At 73.9% G+C, this 15,815-nt stretch carries 12 protein-coding genes; 5 read left to right on the top strand and 7 right to left on the bottom strand.

The genetic code is table 11. The features are described from left to right. Positions 1-99: 99 nt before the first annotated feature. Positions 100-1,419, top strand: a complete 1,320-nt coding sequence (locus tag OG310_RS28485) for a tetratricopeptide repeat protein (RefSeq protein ID WP_329458712.1) — start codon at positions 100-102, stop codon at positions 1,417-1,419. 26 nt (positions 1,420-1,445) lie between these two features. Here the strand turns inward: OG310_RS28485 and OG310_RS28480 are convergent, their stop codons facing one another. After that, the gene (locus OG310_RS28480) at positions 1,446-2,309 is read right to left on the bottom strand and encodes a LysR family transcriptional regulator (RefSeq protein WP_329458711.1); all 864 of its coding nucleotides are present in this window, start codon (positions 2,307-2,309) and stop codon (positions 1,446-1,448) included. Between the two features lie 379 nt (positions 2,310-2,688). On the opposite strand from OG310_RS28480, the gene recQ reads away from it, so the two are divergent. Further along, positions 2,689-4,734 carry a DNA helicase RecQ gene (gene recQ, locus OG310_RS28475; RefSeq protein WP_329460436.1) on the top strand — a complete coding sequence of 682 codons (2,046 nt, stop codon included), beginning with the start codon at positions 2,689-2,691 and terminating at the stop codon, positions 4,732-4,734. Positions 4,735-4,930: 196 nt separating this feature from the next. On the opposite strand, the gene OG310_RS28470 is transcribed toward recQ, so the two are convergent. Beyond that, complete coding sequence (locus tag OG310_RS28470; protein ID WP_329458710.1) at positions 4,931-6,397, bottom strand: aminotransferase-like domain-containing protein; 1,467 nt, start codon at positions 6,395-6,397, stop codon at positions 4,931-4,933. On the opposite strand from OG310_RS28470, the gene OG310_RS28465 reads away from it, so the two are divergent. Both OG310_RS28465 and OG310_RS28460 read left to right on the top strand, forming a co-directional pair. After that, entirely contained in the window at positions 6,396-7,292 is an 897-nt protein-coding gene (locus tag OG310_RS28465) for a DMT family transporter (RefSeq protein ID WP_329458709.1), read from the top strand. The genes OG310_RS28470 and OG310_RS28465 overlap by 2 nt on opposite strands. Before the next feature lie 135 nt (positions 7,293-7,427). Further along, on the top strand, positions 7,428-8,300 hold the full coding sequence (locus OG310_RS28460; protein WP_329458708.1) for a 3-hydroxybutyryl-CoA dehydrogenase: 873 nt from the start codon (positions 7,428-7,430) through the stop codon (positions 8,298-8,300). Between the two features lie 121 nt (positions 8,301-8,421). Here the strand turns inward: OG310_RS28460 and OG310_RS28455 are convergent, their stop codons facing one another. Next, the gene (locus tag OG310_RS28455; RefSeq protein WP_443078748.1) at positions 8,422-9,597 is read right to left on the bottom strand and encodes an FAD-dependent oxidoreductase; all 1,176 of its coding nucleotides are present in this window, start codon (positions 9,595-9,597) and stop codon (positions 8,422-8,424) included. A gap of 100 nt (positions 9,598-9,697) precedes the next feature. On the opposite strand from OG310_RS28455, the gene OG310_RS28450 reads away from it, so the two are divergent. Then, a complete protein-coding gene (locus OG310_RS28450) occupies positions 9,698-10,396 on the top strand; it encodes a TetR/AcrR family transcriptional regulator (protein WP_329458706.1) in 699 nt (232 codons plus the stop codon). Between the two features lie 111 nt (positions 10,397-10,507). On the opposite strand, the gene OG310_RS28445 is transcribed toward OG310_RS28450, so the two are convergent. The 4 genes from OG310_RS28445 to OG310_RS28430 all read right to left on the bottom strand — a co-directional run bounded on the left by OG310_RS28445 (position 10,508) and on the right by OG310_RS28430 (position 15,711). Beyond that, positions 10,508-11,812 carry an amidohydrolase gene (locus OG310_RS28445; protein WP_329458705.1) on the bottom strand — a complete coding sequence of 435 codons (1,305 nt, stop codon included), beginning with the start codon at positions 11,810-11,812 and terminating at the stop codon, positions 10,508-10,510. Between the two features lie 42 nt (positions 11,813-11,854). Then, positions 11,855-13,525, bottom strand: coding sequence for an AbgT family transporter (locus tag OG310_RS28440; RefSeq protein WP_329458704.1), 1,671 nt, complete (start codon positions 13,523-13,525; stop codon positions 11,855-11,857). 244 nt (positions 13,526-13,769) lie between these two features. Further along, on the bottom strand, positions 13,770-14,300 hold the full coding sequence (locus tag OG310_RS28435; RefSeq protein ID WP_329458703.1) for an NUDIX hydrolase: 531 nt from the start codon (positions 14,298-14,300) through the stop codon (positions 13,770-13,772). Positions 14,301-14,367: 67 nt separating this feature from the next. Then, positions 14,368-15,711, bottom strand: a complete 1,344-nt coding sequence (locus OG310_RS28430) for a transcriptional regulator (protein WP_329458702.1) — start codon at positions 15,709-15,711, stop codon at positions 14,368-14,370. Positions 15,712-15,815: the final 104 nt, after the last annotated feature.

Below are 15,815 nucleotides of genomic sequence, written 5' to 3'. Positions count from 1 at the left end.
TCGGCCGCTTGGGGCCCTTCGCGGCAATGTCCGTTCACATGCCGAGAGGATCGATGATCACGTTGTTGCGTTTCCGGGCCGCCGTAGAGAATCCCCGGCATGTTCTCGTCCAAAAGACGCCGACCGAATACGCCCGAACTCCTGGAGTGCTGGGAGCTCTTGGACGCCGGGGACGTACCCGGAGCGCTGCGGCGGCTGCGGGCGGGCGCGGAGACGCTGCCCCTGGCGGAGATGGCGCTCGTCGTGCGCCGGGCCGCCGAGGCCGCCGGTTTCGACGACCTCGGCTCCGCCGCCGGGACACTCGCCGGGGCGCCCCGCAGCGGACTCGCGCTCCACCGCTTCGGGTACGCCTGCGCCGAACGCGGTCCGCCCTGGATGTCGGTGCCCGCCCTGCGCGAGGCGCTCCGGCTGAACCCGGACCTCCTCGCGGTCGTCAGGGAACTGGTGGCGGCGTACGAGCGGCAGGGGCGGCACCGGGAAGCCACCGACCTGCTGATGCGCTACGAGGACCGGTTCCAGGAGTGGCCCGACGGCCACCTCCTCGTCGTCAACGCCCTCATGGCCGGCGACCTCGCGCCGGCCCGGGACCGGGCCGAGGTGCTGCCCGACCCGGTGGACCCGCGCTGGGCGCCGGCGCGGGAGCGGCAGCGCCGCATGCTGGCGCGGGCCGCGAGCGTCGCGCGCACCAGTGCGCTGGACGCGACCGACCTGCGCGGCTGGCAGTTCGTCCTGGGCGGCACGGTCCTCGGCACCCTGTCCCCCTTCGGCTTCGAGGCGGGCATGAACGGCCGCTACGCCTGGCTCCAGGACACCTACGGCCAGTGCCTCCGGGGGCTGCTGCGGCTCGGGGCGCTGCTGGAGAGCGCGGGGGTGGCGCCGCGCTCGGTGTCGCTGCTGCCCGACCGCGGCAGCCAGGTCCTCGGCCTCGCCGCCGCCGACGTGCTCGGTCTGCCCGCGCGGCCCTTCGAACCCGGCCGGCAGGACACCGTCGTCGTGGCGTACGACCTGAACAGGCTCACGGCGCGACGCGGTGGGCCCGAACTGCGCCGCCGGCTGTTCCGGCGCGTCCCGGGCCAGGTGCTCCACGAGCACGCGAGCAGCTGGTCCGACGCCCCGGCCGTCACCGCCGACAGCGTGGGCCTGCTGCACCAGTCGGTGGTGCCGCCCTGGGACGGGCGCCTGCGGCACGGAGCCGGCGGCGGCGTACGGCGGACACCCCCCGACGACCGGCCCGCCGGCGCCGTCGCGGCCGGCATCAGCGCCGCCGACCCCGCGCCGGACAGCGGGGACGGCGAAGGGCCCGACGACCCGGCCGAGCACTTCGCCCGGTTCGTCACCGCGGTACGCGACTGCTGGCTGCGGGGCGACCGGGAGCGACTCGACTCGTCAGGACCGGTGCCGAGTTCACGCTTCGTGTGACGGCGGGAGGCGGAGGGGCCCCCGCCTCAGCCCTCGTAGCAGGCGCTCGCGAGCGCCGTGAACTCCGCGATCAGCGGGGTGCCGCGGTCCGCGCTCCAGGCCAGCTGCACCTGACCCGGCGGGATGTCGTGGACCGGCACGTGGACGATGTCCTCGCGCGTGTAGAACGCCGCGGCCGACAACGGCAGGATCACCAGGCCCTCGCGCGCCGCCACGTATTCGAGCTTCTCCTCCACCGTGGCCGCCCGCGGCCGGCTGCGGGACGGCACGTCACCGCGCCCCGGCAGATCGCGCCATTCGGGCACCGCGTCCGGGTCCTGCAGCAGGTACTCCCCGGCCAGGTCCGCGATACCGACCGACGGCTTGCCCGCGAGCCGGTGACCGGCCGGCAGCACCGCCACCCGAGGCTCCTCGAACAGCGGGTGCAGGCGCAGTCCGCGCCGGTCCACCGGTACGCGCACGAAGCAGACGTCGACCCGGCCGTCCAGCACCACCTGCGCCTGCTCGCCCCAGTACGTCCGCATGACGTCGACCGTGAGGTCCGGATGGCGCGCGGTCAGGGCGCGCACGGCCGAGGTGACGGTGATCCCGGGCATGAACGCGACCCCGAACCTCGGGACCGCGCGCGTCGCGTCGGCCACCCTGCGCCGCACTGCCTGCGCGGACGCGAGCAGCGCCGGAGCGTCCTCCAGCAGCCGGCGTCCCGCCTCCGTCAGCTCGGTGGAGCGCCTGTCCCGGCGCAGCAGCTCCGCCCCCAGGTCGCTCTCCAGGGCCCGGATCTGCCGGGACAGCACGGGCTGCGCGATGTGCAGGCGCTCGGCGGCCCGGCGGAAGTGCAGCTCCTGCGCGACGGCGACGAAGTACCGCAGCTTCCTGAGATCGATGTCCATCCACTCTCCCTGAGCGGCCTGCCCCGGCCTGATACCTCAAGGGTATGGCGCTCCGCCGGGACGGGGCCCGGCCGCCCCCTGCCCGGCCGCCCCCTGCCCGGCCGCCCCCTGCCCAGCCGCGGCCCCCGCCCAGCCGCAGTCCTCGCCCGGCCCCGGCCCCGGAGTCCGCGGCGCTCGCGGCGCGTGCTTCCCGTGACCCGGTGCGCCGGGTCACGGTGCGCCGGGTCACGGTGGCGGTCCGTGTTCCGGTCGCCGGGCACGGCTGTCGTACCGCGCCCCTAGACTCGGGGCCGTGAGCGCTCCAGACTTCGACACCCCCCGCACCGGCACGGCCCCGGACCAGGCCTCCCTCCAGGACGGCCCCGCCGCGGCGCCCGCGATGCCGGCCGCGGAGGTGGCGCGTGGCGGCGACGCGCTCGCCGTGCTGCACCGGGTGTTCGGGTACGACGCCTTCCGCGGCAGCCAGCAGGAGATCATCGACCATGTGGCCGGCGGCGGTGACGCGCTGGTGCTCATGCCGACGGGCGGCGGGAAGTCCCTCTGCTACCAGATCCCCGCACTCGTGCGCCCGGGTGTCGGTGTCGTGGTGTCCCCCCTGATCGCGCTCATGCAGGACCAGGTGGACGCCCTGCGGGCGCTCGGTGTGCGGGCCGGGTTCCTCAACTCCACCCAGGATCTGGACGAACGCCGGCTGGTGGAGGCCGAGTTCCTCGCCGGCGAGCTGGACCTGCTGTACCTCGCACCGGAGCGGCTGCGGGTCGAGTCGACCGTACGGCTGCTGGAGCGGGGCACGATCTCGCTGTTCGCGATCGACGAGGCGCACTGCGTGGCGCAGTGGGGCCACGACTTCCGGCCGGACTACCTCGCCCTGTCCGCGCTCCACGAGCGGTGGCCGGACGTCCCGCGCATCGCGCTCACGGCGACGGCCACGGAGGCCACGCACGCGGAGATCGCCTCGCGGCTGGGGCTTGAGGACGCCCGTCATTTCGTGGCGAGCTTCGACCGGCCGAACATCCAGTACCGGATCGCCCCGAAGGACGAGCCCCGCCGCCAGCTCCTGCAACTGCTGCGCGCCGAGCACCCGGGTGACTCCGGCATCGTCTACTGCCTCTCGCGGGCCTCCGTGGACAAGACCGCCGAGTTCCTCGTGAAGAACGGCGTCGACGCGCTGCCGTACCACGCGGGCCTGGACGCGCGGGTCCGCCGGGACAACCAGGCCCGGTTCCTGCGTGAGGACGGGCTGGTGATGGTCGCGACGATCGCGTTCGGTATGGGTATCGACAAGCCGGACGTGCGGTTCGTCGCCCACCTCGACCTGCCGAAGTCGGTGGAGGGGTACTACCAGGAGACGGGGCGCGCGGGCCGCGACGGGCGGCCGTCGACGGCCTGGCTCGCGTACGGCTACCAGGACGTCGTCCAGCAGCGGAAGATGATCGACACCTCGGAGGGCGACGCCGCACACCGGCGGATGCTCGGGGAGCACGTCGACGCGATGCTGGCCCTGTGCGAGACGGTGGAGTGCCGCCGGGTGCGGCTGCTGGACTACTTCGGGCAGAAGAGCGGCCCCTGCGGCAACTGCGACACGTGCCTGTCCCCGCCGCAGTCCTGGGACGGCACAGTGCCGGCGCAGAAGCTGCTGTCGACCGTCGTACGGCTCAAGCGCGAGCGCAACCAGAAGTTCGGGGTGGGCCAGACCATCGACATCCTGCTCGGCAAGAAGACGGCGAAGGTCATCCAGTTCGACCACGACGGACTGAGCGTCTTCGGCATCGGCGCCGACCTCGCGGAGGCGCAGTGGCGCGGCGTCGCGCGACAGCTGCTGTCGCAGGGCCTGCTCGCAGTCGAGGGTGAGTACAGCACGCTGGTCCTGACCGACGGCAGCGGCGAAGTGCTCGGCGGGCAGCGGAAGGTGACACTGCGCAAGGAGCCGGAGCGGGTGGCGAAGGCCCCTCGCTCCGCCGGTTCCGGCAGCGGTGCCGGCGGGCGGGCCCGCCCGGCGGCGGTGGACCTCCCGGCCGCGACGGTGCCCGTGTTCGAGGCGCTGCGCGCGTGGCGGGGGGCCACGGCGAAGGAGCAGGGCGTCCCCGCGTACGTGATCTTCCACGACGCGACCCTGCGGGAGATCGCGCTGTCGATGCCGTCGACCCTGGGTGGGCTCAGCGGCATCAACGGCGTGGGCGAGAACAAGCTGGCCAAGTACGGTCAGTCGATCCTCGACACGCTCGGCGGGCAGGGCGGCGGCGCGGAGGGCGGCGCTCCTGCCGGGTCCCGGACGACCGGGCCGCCCCGGACCCCGCCCCCGCAGGGCGGCGCCGGTCCCAAGGACCCGTTCCCCGAGGAGTCGCTGCCGGACGACCCGTTCCCGGCTGACGACTTCCCCGAAGACCCCTTCGACGAGGGGCCGTTCCCGGACGACCGGGTCTGACCGGTCCCGGCCGGGCCGTTCGTCGCGCCCGGCCGCTCCGGTACCGGGCCCCCGCCGGGCCGTGTGACGGCGCCCCGGGCCGCCGAGCCCGGCGATCCCGGTACGGCGCTCGTACGCCGGCCGGGCGGGTTCCCGGCGTTCCGGCCGGGCGGGAGCGGGCCACCCGCCCGCGCACCTCCACCTGCGCCGCGCGCGGCTATCGCTGCCCGCGGGCCTCGTCGTACGCGGCGCGCAGCCGGTGGACGCCCTCCGCGATCTCCGCGGTGCCGGCCACCCCGGCGAAGCTGAGCCGGACGTGCGGCGCCGGGGGTTCCGTACCGAAATAGGGGCGGCCCGGAGCGATGGCGACCCCGGCGCGCAGCGCCGCCGCGGTCAGGGTCCCGTCGTCCACGCCGTCCGGCAGCGCCGGCCAGAGGTGGTAGCCGCCGGACGGGATGTGCGGGAGGGCGAGGTCGGGCAGTTCGCTGCGCAGGGCGGCCGTGAGCGCTTCACGGCGCCGCCGCAGTTCCCCGGCGACACTCACCAGGTGGCGGTGCCAGGCGGCGGAGCCGACGAGTTCGAGGGCCGCCTCCTGGAGGGGCCGCGGTACGAAGAACGTGTCGACCACGTGGATGGCACGGAGCCGTTCGAGCGCGGGGCCGCGCGCGGCGAGCACCCCCACCCGCAGGCTCGGCGAGGTGGCCTTCGTCAGGGAGCTGACGTGCACGACGACGCCGTCGGGATCGTCCGCGGCGAGGGGGCGCGGGAGCGGGCCCGCGTCCTGGTGGGCGAGGCGGCGGGCGAAGTCGTCCTCGACGACGAACGCCCCGTACTCGCGCGCGACACGGACCGCCTCCGCGCGCCGGCCGGCCGTCAGCACCGCGCCGGTCGGGTTCTGGAACAGTGGCTGGCAGACCACCACCCGGGCGCCGCTGGCGCGGAACGCGTCGGCCAGCAGATCGGTCCGCATCCCGTCCGCGTCGACCGGCACCGGGACCGGCCGCAGCCCCGCGGCCCGGGCGACGGCCAGCAGGCCGGGGTACGTGGGTGATTCCACGAGCACCGGCGCGCCGGGCGGCGCCAGGGCGCGCAGCGCGGTCGTCAGAGCGGCCTGGCCGCCCGCGGTGACGAGGATGTCGGCGGCCGTCCAGGTGTCGCCGATGCCCCGGGCGAACCATTCCCGCAACTCCGGCAGCCCGTCCATCGGCGGCCTGCCCCAGGCTCCGGGTCTGCGGCCGGCGCGCGCGAGCGCCGCCGCCATCGCGTGCTCTGGCTGGAGCGAGGGGTGCAGGTATCCGCTGTTGAACTCGATGACGCCCGGCGGGGGCGCGGCGAGTGTGGCCAGCACCCCCGAGGCGTCCACCGAGCGCGGGGCGCCGTCCGCCGCGGCGTCCGCGCTGAGGGAGACCTCCTGCCAGGACGTGTCGGCGGGGCGGGTGAGCGGGGGGCGTGCGGCGGCCCGGAAGGCGCCGGCGCCCGGCCGGGTGGTGACGAGCCCCTCGGCGACGAGCCGCGCCAGGGCGCGGGAGACCGTGACGGGGGAGACGCGGTACCGGTCCACGAGTTCCCGGCTCGACGGCAGCTTTCCCCCTGCCGGATAGCGGTCGAGAGTCGACCTCACCACATCAGCCAGTTGTTCCACGCTGCTGCGGTCACCGCCGGTCTCACTGCTACGCTCGTACATGACAGTAGAGAATAGCGCTACCGCCCTCTCGCCGATATCGGTCCGCGGCGGCACCCTCCTCGCCGCCGCCGGTGTGGCGGCCTTCTCCCTCACGTTCCCCTCCACGGCCTGGGGCCTTCAGAGCTTCGGCCCCTGGGCGTTCGTCGCCCTGCGGACGGTCCTCGCGGCGCTGATCGCGCTGGCGTTCCTCCTCTCGCGCCGGGTGCCCGTACCGGCGCGGCGGCACTGGGGACCGCTCGCCGCCGTCGCGGGCGGCACCGTCATCGGGTTCCCGCTGCTGACGACGCTGGCGCTCGGCACGTCCAGCACGTCGCACGCGGCCGTGGTGGTGGGCCTGCTTCCGTTGACCACGGCCGTGTACGGGGCGGTGCGCGGGCACCGCTCCCCGTCCCGGACGTTCTGGTACGGGGCGCTGGCGGGAGCGGCCGTGGTGATCGCGTTCGCGGTGGAGCAGAGCGGCGGCGCCCTCTCGACGGCCGACCTGTACCTGTTCGGCGCGCTGCTGGTATGCGCGGCGGGCTACGCGGAGGGCGGCCGGCTCGCCCGCGAGATGCCCGGCTGGCAGGTCGTTGGATGGGCGCTGGTCGCGTGTGCGCCGCTCGCGGTGGCGGGGGGCGCTGTGGCACTCGCGTACGAACCGGTGCGCCTTACCGCTCACGGCGTGGTGGGCCTGGTGTGGGTGGCGGCCGGCTCGACCTTCTGCGGGCTCTACGTCTGGTACCGGGGTATGGCCGCGATCGGAGTCGCCCGGGCCAGCCAGCTCCAATTGGCGCAACCGCTGCTGACCCTTGTCTGGTCGGTCCTGCTGCTGGGAGAGCGGCTGAGCGCCGTGGCGGTGCTGTGCGCGGCGGTGGTGCTGGTCTGCATCACTGTCACTCAGCGGGCCCGCACCTGACGACCGGCGCGTACGCGGGTACACGCGCCCCTCCCTGAGCCGCCGCACGCCGGAGCGCAGAGTAACGTCTTGGCGTGAAGTCCCTCGGCATCACCCCGGGGACCGGCGGAAAACACCGATCAGTGAGGGGTCGACGTGACCGACACCAGTACCGATATCACCCGCGTCGGAGTGGTGGGCTGCGGCCAGATGGGCGCGGGCATCGCCGAGGTGGCCGCGCGCAGCGGCCTGCAGGTGATGGTCGCCGAGACCACCGGCGAGGCGCTGGAGATCGGTCGGACCCGTATCGTCTCGTCCCTGACGAAGGCCGCCGGGCGCGGCAAGATCACCGAGGTGCAGCGGGACGAGGCGCTCGACCGCCTCACGTACACGACCGACCTCGGCGAGTTCGCCGACCGTGACCTCGTGATCGAGGCCGTCGTCGAGAACGAGCAGGTCAAGACGGAGATCTTCCGCGTACTTGACCAGGTGGTGACGCGCAAGGACGCGATCCTCGCGTCGAACACGTCGTCCATCCCGCTCGTACGGCTCGCCGTCGCCACCTCGCGTCCCGACCAGGTCATCGGCATCCACTTCTTCAACCCGGCCCCGGTGCAGCGGCTGGTCGAGCTGATCCCCGCGCTGACCACGTCCGACGAGACCCTCAAGCGCGCGGAGGGGGTGGTGACCGACATACTGGGCAAGCACGCGATCCGCGCCCAGGACCGCTCGGGCTTCGTGGTGAACGCCCTGCTGATCCCGTACCTGCTCGCCGCGATCCGCATGTTCGAGTCCGGCATCGCGAGCCGCGAGGACATCGACAACGGCATGGAACTCGGCTGCGCCCACCCGATGGGCCCGCTGAAGCTCGCCGACCTCATCGGTCTGGACACGGTCGCCTCGGTGGCGGACTCGATGTACACCGAGTTCAAGGAGCCGCTGTACGCCGCTCCCCCGCTGCTCCAGCGCATGGTCGACGCGGGCCGTCTCGGCCGCAAGACGAACCACGGCTTCTACCCGTACTCCTGAACGTCCCGACGCCGAGGGGTCCTCGCGGCCCGGCGCTGCGGCCGGGCTCCCACGGCCCGGCCGGGGTCGCCACCCGGTGCGCGCGGCCCGCCGAGGGCACGGGGCCCGTCGGCGGTGCGGGTCAGGACTGCGCGGGTGCCGCGTCCTGACCCTGGGGGCCACCGGTGAAGAGGCCGATGAATCCGTGGGGTGCGCCCTCGCCGAGACAGAGGTCCAGCATCTCGCGCGCCTCGGCGTAGAGGGGTTCGGTACGCGGGAACAGCGCCGCCTCGTAGGCGGTGAGGGCCGCCTCGAAGTCGTCGGGGTGCGCGGCGAGGGCCTTACCGAGTTCGGCGCCGTCGAACATCGCCAGGTTCGCGCCGTCACCCGAAGGCGGCATCAGGTGAGCGGCGTCGCCGAGGAGCGTCACTCCGGGCACACGCTCCCATCGGTGCCCTTCCGGGAGCGTGTGGAGCATGCGGGCGACCGGAGCGCTCTCGCCGTCGGTGATCAGCGCGGTGAGCTCCGGGGCCCACCCCTCGAACTCGGCCGCGATCCGGGCGGTCGCGGCGGCGGCGTCGGTGAAGTCGATGGCGGCCATCCACCCGGCGGAGCGGTTCAGCTCGACGTAGGTGTGCAGGACGTTCCCCGCCTCGCGGTGCGCGATGAGCGCCTTGCCCGGTGTCAGCGCGTACATCGCGCCGGCGCCGACCGCCGCGGCCGTCTCCGGGCGCCGCTCGTCGGCGTCGTACAGGTAGGTGTCGATGACCGTGGTGCCGGTGTACGCGGGCACGGCGTCGGAGAGCACCGGGCGGACCTTCGACCAGGCTCCGTCGGCGCCGACGAGAAGACCGCAGGTCACGGCCGAGCCGTCGGCGAAGGTCAGTTGGTGCCGGCCGTCGCCGAGGGAGTGGACACCGGTGACCTTGTGTCCCCACTGGACCGTCCGCTCGGGCAGGGAGTCGAGCAGGATCCGGCGCAGGTCTCCGCGGAGCACTTCGGGACGCTGCGCGGTGCCGTCGTCGGGGGCGTCGAAGAGCAGCGTGCCGTGCTGGTCGAGCAGGCGCGACGCCTCGGCGCCTTCGTGGATGATCGCGTGGAACGCGTCGAGCAGGCCGGCGTCGGCGAGGGCCCGCTGCCCGTCGCCCTCGTGGATGTCGAGCTGGCCGCCTTGGGTGCGGGACCCGTCGTAGGCGTCGGCCTCGTAGACCGTTGCCCGGATGCCGTGGACGTGGAGGACCCGGGCCAGGGTCAGGCCCCCGAGTCCCGCGCCGACGATGGCGATGGGGCGGTGAAGGGTGGTCACGGGCTTCCTCATTCCCTGCGGGCGCGGCTCCGGCGTCGGCCCGAGCCGACTGGTCCGGCGTTCCATATTCGATATGGAACACCGGACCAGACGGACGTGTCAAAATGAGGCCATGCCACGGACCCGAGGAAGAGCGCCCACCGGGGGGCGCGCCGGCGCGCTGTCGCGAGAGATGATCGTCGGCGCGGCCGTCGAACTGCTGGACGAGCACGGCGAGCGGGGACTCACCTTCCGGCTGCTGGCCAAGGCGCTGAACACCGGCCCCGGCGCGCTGTACTGGTACGTGTCGAACAAGGACGAACTCGTCGCACTTGCCGCCGATCAGGTGCTCGGCGACGCTCTCGCCGCGGACCCGCGCCCTCAGGACGGCGCGGTCCCCGGACTGCGCGCGCTCGCCGTCGCCGTCTTCGACGCCCTTGTCCGGCACCCGTGGGCCGCGTCCCACGTCAACGCGCCGGCGACGCTGGAGAACGCGCTGCGCCTGCTCGACCGCATCGGCACGCTGGTCGTGGGGACCCGGGTGCCCCCCGAACGGCATTTCGCGGTCTCCACCGCGATCTCCTACTACGTCACCGGCGTCAGCGCCCAGATCGTCGCCCCGCACACCGACCTCGACGCGGCCACCAGCCGCGACGCCTTTCTCCTGCACACCGCCGAGCGCTGGTCAGAACTCGACCCCGCCGACCACCCCTTCCTGGTGCGCGCGGCCAAGGACCTGCGCGACCACGACGACCGCGACCAGTTCATCACCGGCCTCGACATGCTCCTGGGCGGCCTGAGCACGACCGCGGACCCGCCACCGCCCGCGTGACATCGCGCTCCGGACGCTGCGGAGCCGATCGCCCGGTCGTCCGCTCCGCCGCGTGGCGGCGAACAGTGAGCTGTGGAGTCCGACGCCTCGTACGAAAGCCCGGCCCCGGTTCTACTCCCCTGCCAGCGTCCGCCGTACCAGGGATTCCAGCAGGGCGACACCGAGCGGCAGCGCCGCCTCGTCGAGGTCGAAGGACGGGGTGTGGTGTGGGGCGGCGAGGGTCGAGCCGATGCCGATGTACGAGGCGACGCCGCCGCGTTCCTGGACGCGGCGCATGAACGCGGTCGCGTCGTCGCTCGCCACGCCGTCCTCCGCGCGGGCCCGCACCACGCGCAGCCCCTCGGCCGCCGCGGCCGCCTCGACCAGGGCGACGGCGGGGCGGTCGGCGCGGGCCGTGGTGACGCCGCCGATCAGCTCGATGTCCACCGCCAGCCCGTACGTCTCGGCGGCTCCGCGCAGTGCCGTGCGGACCCGGGCCTGAAGGTCCTCGTTGACGGCGCCCTCGTCTGCCCGCGTCTCCAGGAGCATCTCGGCGCGGTCCGGCACGATGTTGCTTGAGGTGCCGCCGCTGATCCGGCCGACCGCCACGCGTGTCTCGTGGCCCGGGAAGCGGGGCATGCCGTGCACGGCGAGGGTGGCGGCCGCGGCGCCGAGCAGGGCGCTGCGGCCCTCGTGCGGGGCGAGCGAGGCGTGCGAGGCCACGCCGTGGAAGACGGCGCGCAGTTTGGAGTTGGCGAGCAGCCCGTCGAGGGATGACGCGATGGTGCCGGTGGGCAGGTTGAGGCCGAGGTGCGGCGCGATCAGCACGTCGATGTCGTCGGCGACGCCCGCGGGCACCATGGCGCGCGCCCCCCGGCCGCCTTCCTCGGCGGGCTGCAGGAGCAGCGTCACGGAGCCCGCCGGCGGGGGGTCGGCCGCCAGCCGCTCGGCGAGTTCGACGGCCATGGCGATGTGCCCGTCGTGGCCGCACGCGTGCATCACGCCCTCGTACACGGACCTGAACCCCTCGCGCGCGGGGCGGTGTCCCTCGTCTGCCGACTCCCTGATGGGCAGGGCGTCCAGGTCGGCGCGCAGCCCGAGCGCGGGGCCGGGCGCGGCCGCCCGCCAGGTCGCGACGACGGCGGTGTTCCCGCCCTCCATGGCCGGCAGGAACCGCTGGTCGCCGCCCGAGGCGGCGGCCCGCCGGTAGGCGGCGTCCACTTCCGCGTCCGCCGGTACGCCGAGCCGGTCGCCGGGCGAGAGGGCGTCGGTGCCCGTGCGTATCTCCCAGCCGAGGTCGGCGAGCGCGCCCGCGACGCGGCTCGCCGTGCGGAACTCCGTGAAGCCGACCTCGGGGTGGCGGTGCAGGTCGCGCCGCCAGCGCACGGCCGTGCTCGTGAGCGGTCGCGGGGCCTTCGCGTCGTGGTCGTCGTGCATGGTCGTGCCTTTCGCAGCGGGTCGGTGGCCGGGAGGGGGTGCCTACAGGCGGGTCGGTGTGCCGGGTCCGAACGGGATGCCCGCGAAGTAGAACACCGCGAAGATGCCCGCCCACAGCACGGCGACCGGGACGACGAACAGGCTGAGCCGCGCGAAGAGGCTGCCCAGCGTGAAGCCCGGGTCGTACTTCCGGGCCGAGAGTTCCAGCATGTACACGTAGGGGTTGAGCGGCGAGACGGGATGCGTCACCGAGTCCCCCACCCGGTACGCGGCCTGCGCGACGCCGGGATGGAAGCCGAGCCCCACGAAGATCGGTACGAGGACCGGCGCGAGCACCGTCCACAGCGAGGCGCCCGAGAAGATGACGAGCGAGAGCAGGCCGCTGAACACCATCATCAGCAACAGCGCCCAGAATCCCGTCACATGGGCCGAGCGCAGGCCGTCCGCGCCCCGCACCGCGAGGTAGTCGCCGAGGTGGCTCCAGTCGAACATCGCGATGAACTGTCCGGCCGTGAAGGCGATGACGATGTAGCCGAGCATGGACTGGAGGGCCTCGCCCATCATCCTCGGTACGTCGGCCGGCCGCCGGATCGTCCCGGCGGGGATGCCGTACGCGATGCCGCAGACCAGGAACGAGAGCATGACGAGCGGCACGACGCCGTCGAAGAACGGTGACTTGACCAGCGCTCCGCCAGGGCCCTGGAGCGGCCCGCCGGGGATCAGCCAGCAGCAGAAGGTGAGCGCCAGGAACACGGCCAGCGCGATGACGGCCACGCCGAGTCCGCGCCGCTCCTCGGGCGTCGCGGCGGGCACCGGGTCCGACGGGCCTCCGGTGGCCGCCGCGTGCGCGAGGCCGGGCGCGTGTCCGGTGACCGAACCTCCGGCTGTGCCCGCCGCCCCGGCAGGGCCACGCGCGCCGGCCGTTCGCGCCGCCGGAACAGCGGCCTCGGCCCCGGGGAGTTCCGGGAGCGTGGGTTCGACCCAGCGGGCCAGGATGAACCCGGTCAGCAGCGGAAGCACCAGGCCGGCCGCCGCCTGGAAGAAGTAGTTCATGACGACCGACGTGCTGACGTCGAGACCGTGCGGTACCACGGACGCGGTGATCGTGGACAGGTTCGCGTCGAGCGCGCCGATCAGCACACCCGACGCGTAGCCGACGGAGGTGGACGCGAAGCAGCCGATCATGCCCGCGATGGGATGGCGCCCCACGGCGCGAAAGGCGAGCGCGGCGAGCGGCGGCAGGATCACCATCGACGCGTCGCCCATCACATGCCCCTGCGCGGCGATGTACGTGACGGCGTACGGCATGACGCCGCGCGGCACCTTCGTCAGGACCACCGAGACCACCGTGGTCAGGAATCCGGCGCGCTCCGCGACGCCCACGCCCAGCAGCACCGCGAGGACGACCCCGAGCGGCGGGAACCCGATGAAGTTGGGGACGAGCGTGTCCAGCAGGTTCGTCAGGCCCGCCACCGACAGGACGCTGCGCACCGGTTCGGCCTTGCCGGTGCCGGGCACCTGCGCCGTGGCGTGCAGGGAGGCGAGGATCGCGGAGGCGACGGCGAGCGCGATCAGCAGGTACAGGAAGAGGAGGAACGGGTGCGGTATCCGGCGGCCGATCCGGTCCACGACGGTGAAGAACCTCCCGAGGCGGCCGGCTCCGGGAGGTTCTTCGCGGCCGGTGGCCCGCTGGTCTGGCTGCGCGGTCGGCATGGTGCGTCCTCGCCCTCGGAGTCGGTCCCGCCCAGGGGCCGGATGTGCGATGCCGAGCACATCAACCGATGATCGACCAGTCAAGTCCCTTTCACTGTCTCCAAGGGAGACTTATGGATGACGCGCACGCCCCTCACACACCCGGCAGAACCCGTGGCCGGCCCGCCGGAACCGCGGCCTCGCCCCGCCCGCACCGCGCCCTCGCCGCGCCCGCACCGGGTCCCCTCCCCGCCGTGACCGGGCCTCACCCCCGCCGTAAGTGGTGCAGCATCAGCAGGCCCGCCGCCATGTTGGCCGCCGGGACCCGCCCCTCCGCGATCAGCGCGGGCACCCGCGCGAGCGGCACCCAGGACCGGCGCGTCGATTCGAAGTCGTCCTCGGGATGGCCGATCCAGGTCGCCTCACGCGACCAGTAGAGGTGGTGCCGCGCGTCCGAGAGGCCGTTGGAGGGTTCGACCGTGAGCAGGTGCCGCAGCGGGCCGGGCCGCCAGCCGGTCTCCTCCTCCATCTCCCGGGCGGCCGCCGCCTCCGGGCTCTCGCCGTCCTCGACGACGCCCGCGGGCAGTTCCCAGCCCCAGCTGTCGGTGATGAAGCGGTGCCGCCAGATCATCAGCACCTCGTCGTCGGCGTTGACGGCCGTCGCCACCGAGACCGGGCGCTGGCGGATCAGGAAGTGGTCGAGCCGCCGGCCGTCCGGCAGTTCGACATCGGCGAGATTGACCTGGAACCAGCGATTTCCGTACACATTCTTTTCGCTCAGCTTCGTCCACTGCACGTTGCTGCCACCCTTCGTTCGATCCGGTGGCACTATCCCGCTGGGACGACCCCTGTCACAGGCGCATCTAGAGGGGCACGCGGAGCGCGCCGTCGATCAGGCCCGCCGCGACCGCCGCGTCCATCGAACCACTCGCGGCGAGGTCGTCGCGCACCGCCCGCAGCCGGTCCCGCAGCCGCTGCGACTCCATCCCCCGCGCCCGCTCCGCCATCTCGGCCGCGGTGCGCGCCGCCCGGTCGGGCTCACCCTGGCTCAGTTCGACCGTGCTGAGGATCGCGAGCCGGTGCACGCGGCCCCGGTCGTGCGCCGGGGAACTCACGGCCGCCGCCGCGTGCATCCGCGCGCCGGGCAGGTCCCCGAGACGCAACAGGGCCTCCGCGACCTGGACGTTGAGCAGACCCGGCTGCACATAGCCGGTCTCGTCGGGCTCCTGACCGGGTCTGATGCGCTCGGCGGCGCGTTCCGCGCAGCGGATCCGGTCCCGCGCGCTCACGCTGTCGCCGAGTTGCGCGTACGCCTTGGCCTGCATCGCGTACAGGTCCGTGGCGAGCGCCGGGCTGATAGTGGCGCCGGCCGTGCGCAGCGCCGCCTCCGCGAAGGCGACCGCCTGCCGTGACTCGCCCAGGTACAGCGACTGGTTGACGAGCAGCGCGATCACGTACCCGCCCAGCGCGCGGTCGCCGCTCGCCTTCGCGAGCCGAAGCGCCTGATGGAAGTAGCGCTGGGCGAGGCCCTGCGCGTTCGAGTCGTAGGCGCAGATGCCGGCGACGGCCACGAGTCCGCCGGTCGCCCGGTGCAGCCCCCGGCCGAGCGTGTCCCCGTAACTCCCGCGCAGCAGCGGCGCGGTCTGCGCGTTGAGGAAGCGGACGATCCGGGCGTGCGTGGCGACGCCGCCCGCCTTGCGGTACATCAGTTCGTAGTGTGCCCTCGCGGAGCGCAGCGTCTCGATGTCCGCGGGCAGCACCCGCGCCGGCCCCTCCCGGGACACATCCGCGTCGTCCGGTGGGTTCTCCCACTCCCATACGGGCATCACGGCCGGTGTCCCCGTCACGGCCGGCGCGTCCACGGCGGCCGGCTTGCGCTGCTCGTCGCCGCGCCACAGCGCGGTGGCCCGCTCCACGAACCCGGCGAGCGACGTCGTGGTGCCCGTCGCGCTCTGGCCGCCCCCGGCGCCGAAGCCGATGTCGTCGAGGGTCACCTGGCGTCGCAGCCGGTCGGTGAGGATGCCGCACATCAGGTCGGGCACCTGGCCGCGCGGCCGCTGGCCGCGCAGCCAGCGGGAGACGGCCGTGTGGTCGTACCGCAGGGTGACGCCCCTGGCCCGGCCCGCGTGGTTGACCCGCACGGCGAAGCCCGCGTGGGAGATCCCCGCCTCCTCCAGCAGCGCGTCCAGCAGAGTGTTGGGCTGCATATCCCCTCCGGTGGCTCGGCCCGTTCAGCCTAGTGAACAGCCGCGCGCACGGGGTGTGAACGGAAAGTCCCCAATCGAAAGGTGTGCGCTCTGCCCGGCCGGCG

This window comes from Streptomyces sp. NBC_01497 (assembly GCF_036250695.1).
GTDB lineage: Bacteria > Actinomycetota > Actinomycetes > Streptomycetales > Streptomycetaceae > Streptomyces.
This window is presented reverse-complemented; position numbering and strand designations above follow the sequence as displayed.

What these genes read in the sequence shown, in the direction of transcription:
- OG310_RS28485 (WP_329458712.1), top strand. Translation starts at nt 100, where the DNA reads ATGTTCTCGTCCAAAAGACGCCGACCGAATACGCCCGAACTCCTGGAG.
- OG310_RS28465 (WP_329458709.1), top strand. Translation starts at nt 6,396, where the DNA reads ATGACAGTAGAGAATAGCGCTACCGCCCTCTCGCCGATATCGGTCCGC.
- OG310_RS28480 (WP_329458711.1), bottom strand. Translation starts at nt 2,309, where the DNA reads ATGGACATCGATCTCAGGAAGCTGCGGTACTTCGTCGCCGTCGCGCAG.
- OG310_RS28440 (WP_329458704.1), bottom strand. Translation starts at nt 13,525, where the DNA reads ATGCCGACCGCGCAGCCAGACCAGCGGGCCACCGGCCGCGAAGAACCT.
- recQ (WP_329460436.1), top strand. Translation starts at nt 2,689, where the DNA reads ATGCCGGCCGCGGAGGTGGCGCGTGGCGGCGACGCGCTCGCCGTGCTG.
- OG310_RS28450 (WP_329458706.1), top strand. Translation starts at nt 9,698, where the DNA reads ATGCCACGGACCCGAGGAAGAGCGCCCACCGGGGGGCGCGCCGGCGCG.
- OG310_RS28445 (WP_329458705.1), bottom strand. Translation starts at nt 11,812, where the DNA reads ATGCACGACGACCACGACGCGAAGGCCCCGCGACCGCTCACGAGCACG.
- OG310_RS28470 (WP_329458710.1), bottom strand. Translation starts at nt 6,397, where the DNA reads ATGTACGAGCGTAGCAGTGAGACCGGCGGTGACCGCAGCAGCGTGGAA.
- OG310_RS28430 (WP_329458702.1), bottom strand. Translation starts at nt 15,711, where the DNA reads ATGCAGCCCAACACTCTGCTGGACGCGCTGCTGGAGGAGGCGGGGATC.
- OG310_RS28455 (WP_443078748.1), bottom strand. Translation starts at nt 9,597, where the DNA reads ATGAGGAAGCCCGTGACCACCCTTCACCGCCCCATCGCCATCGTCGGC.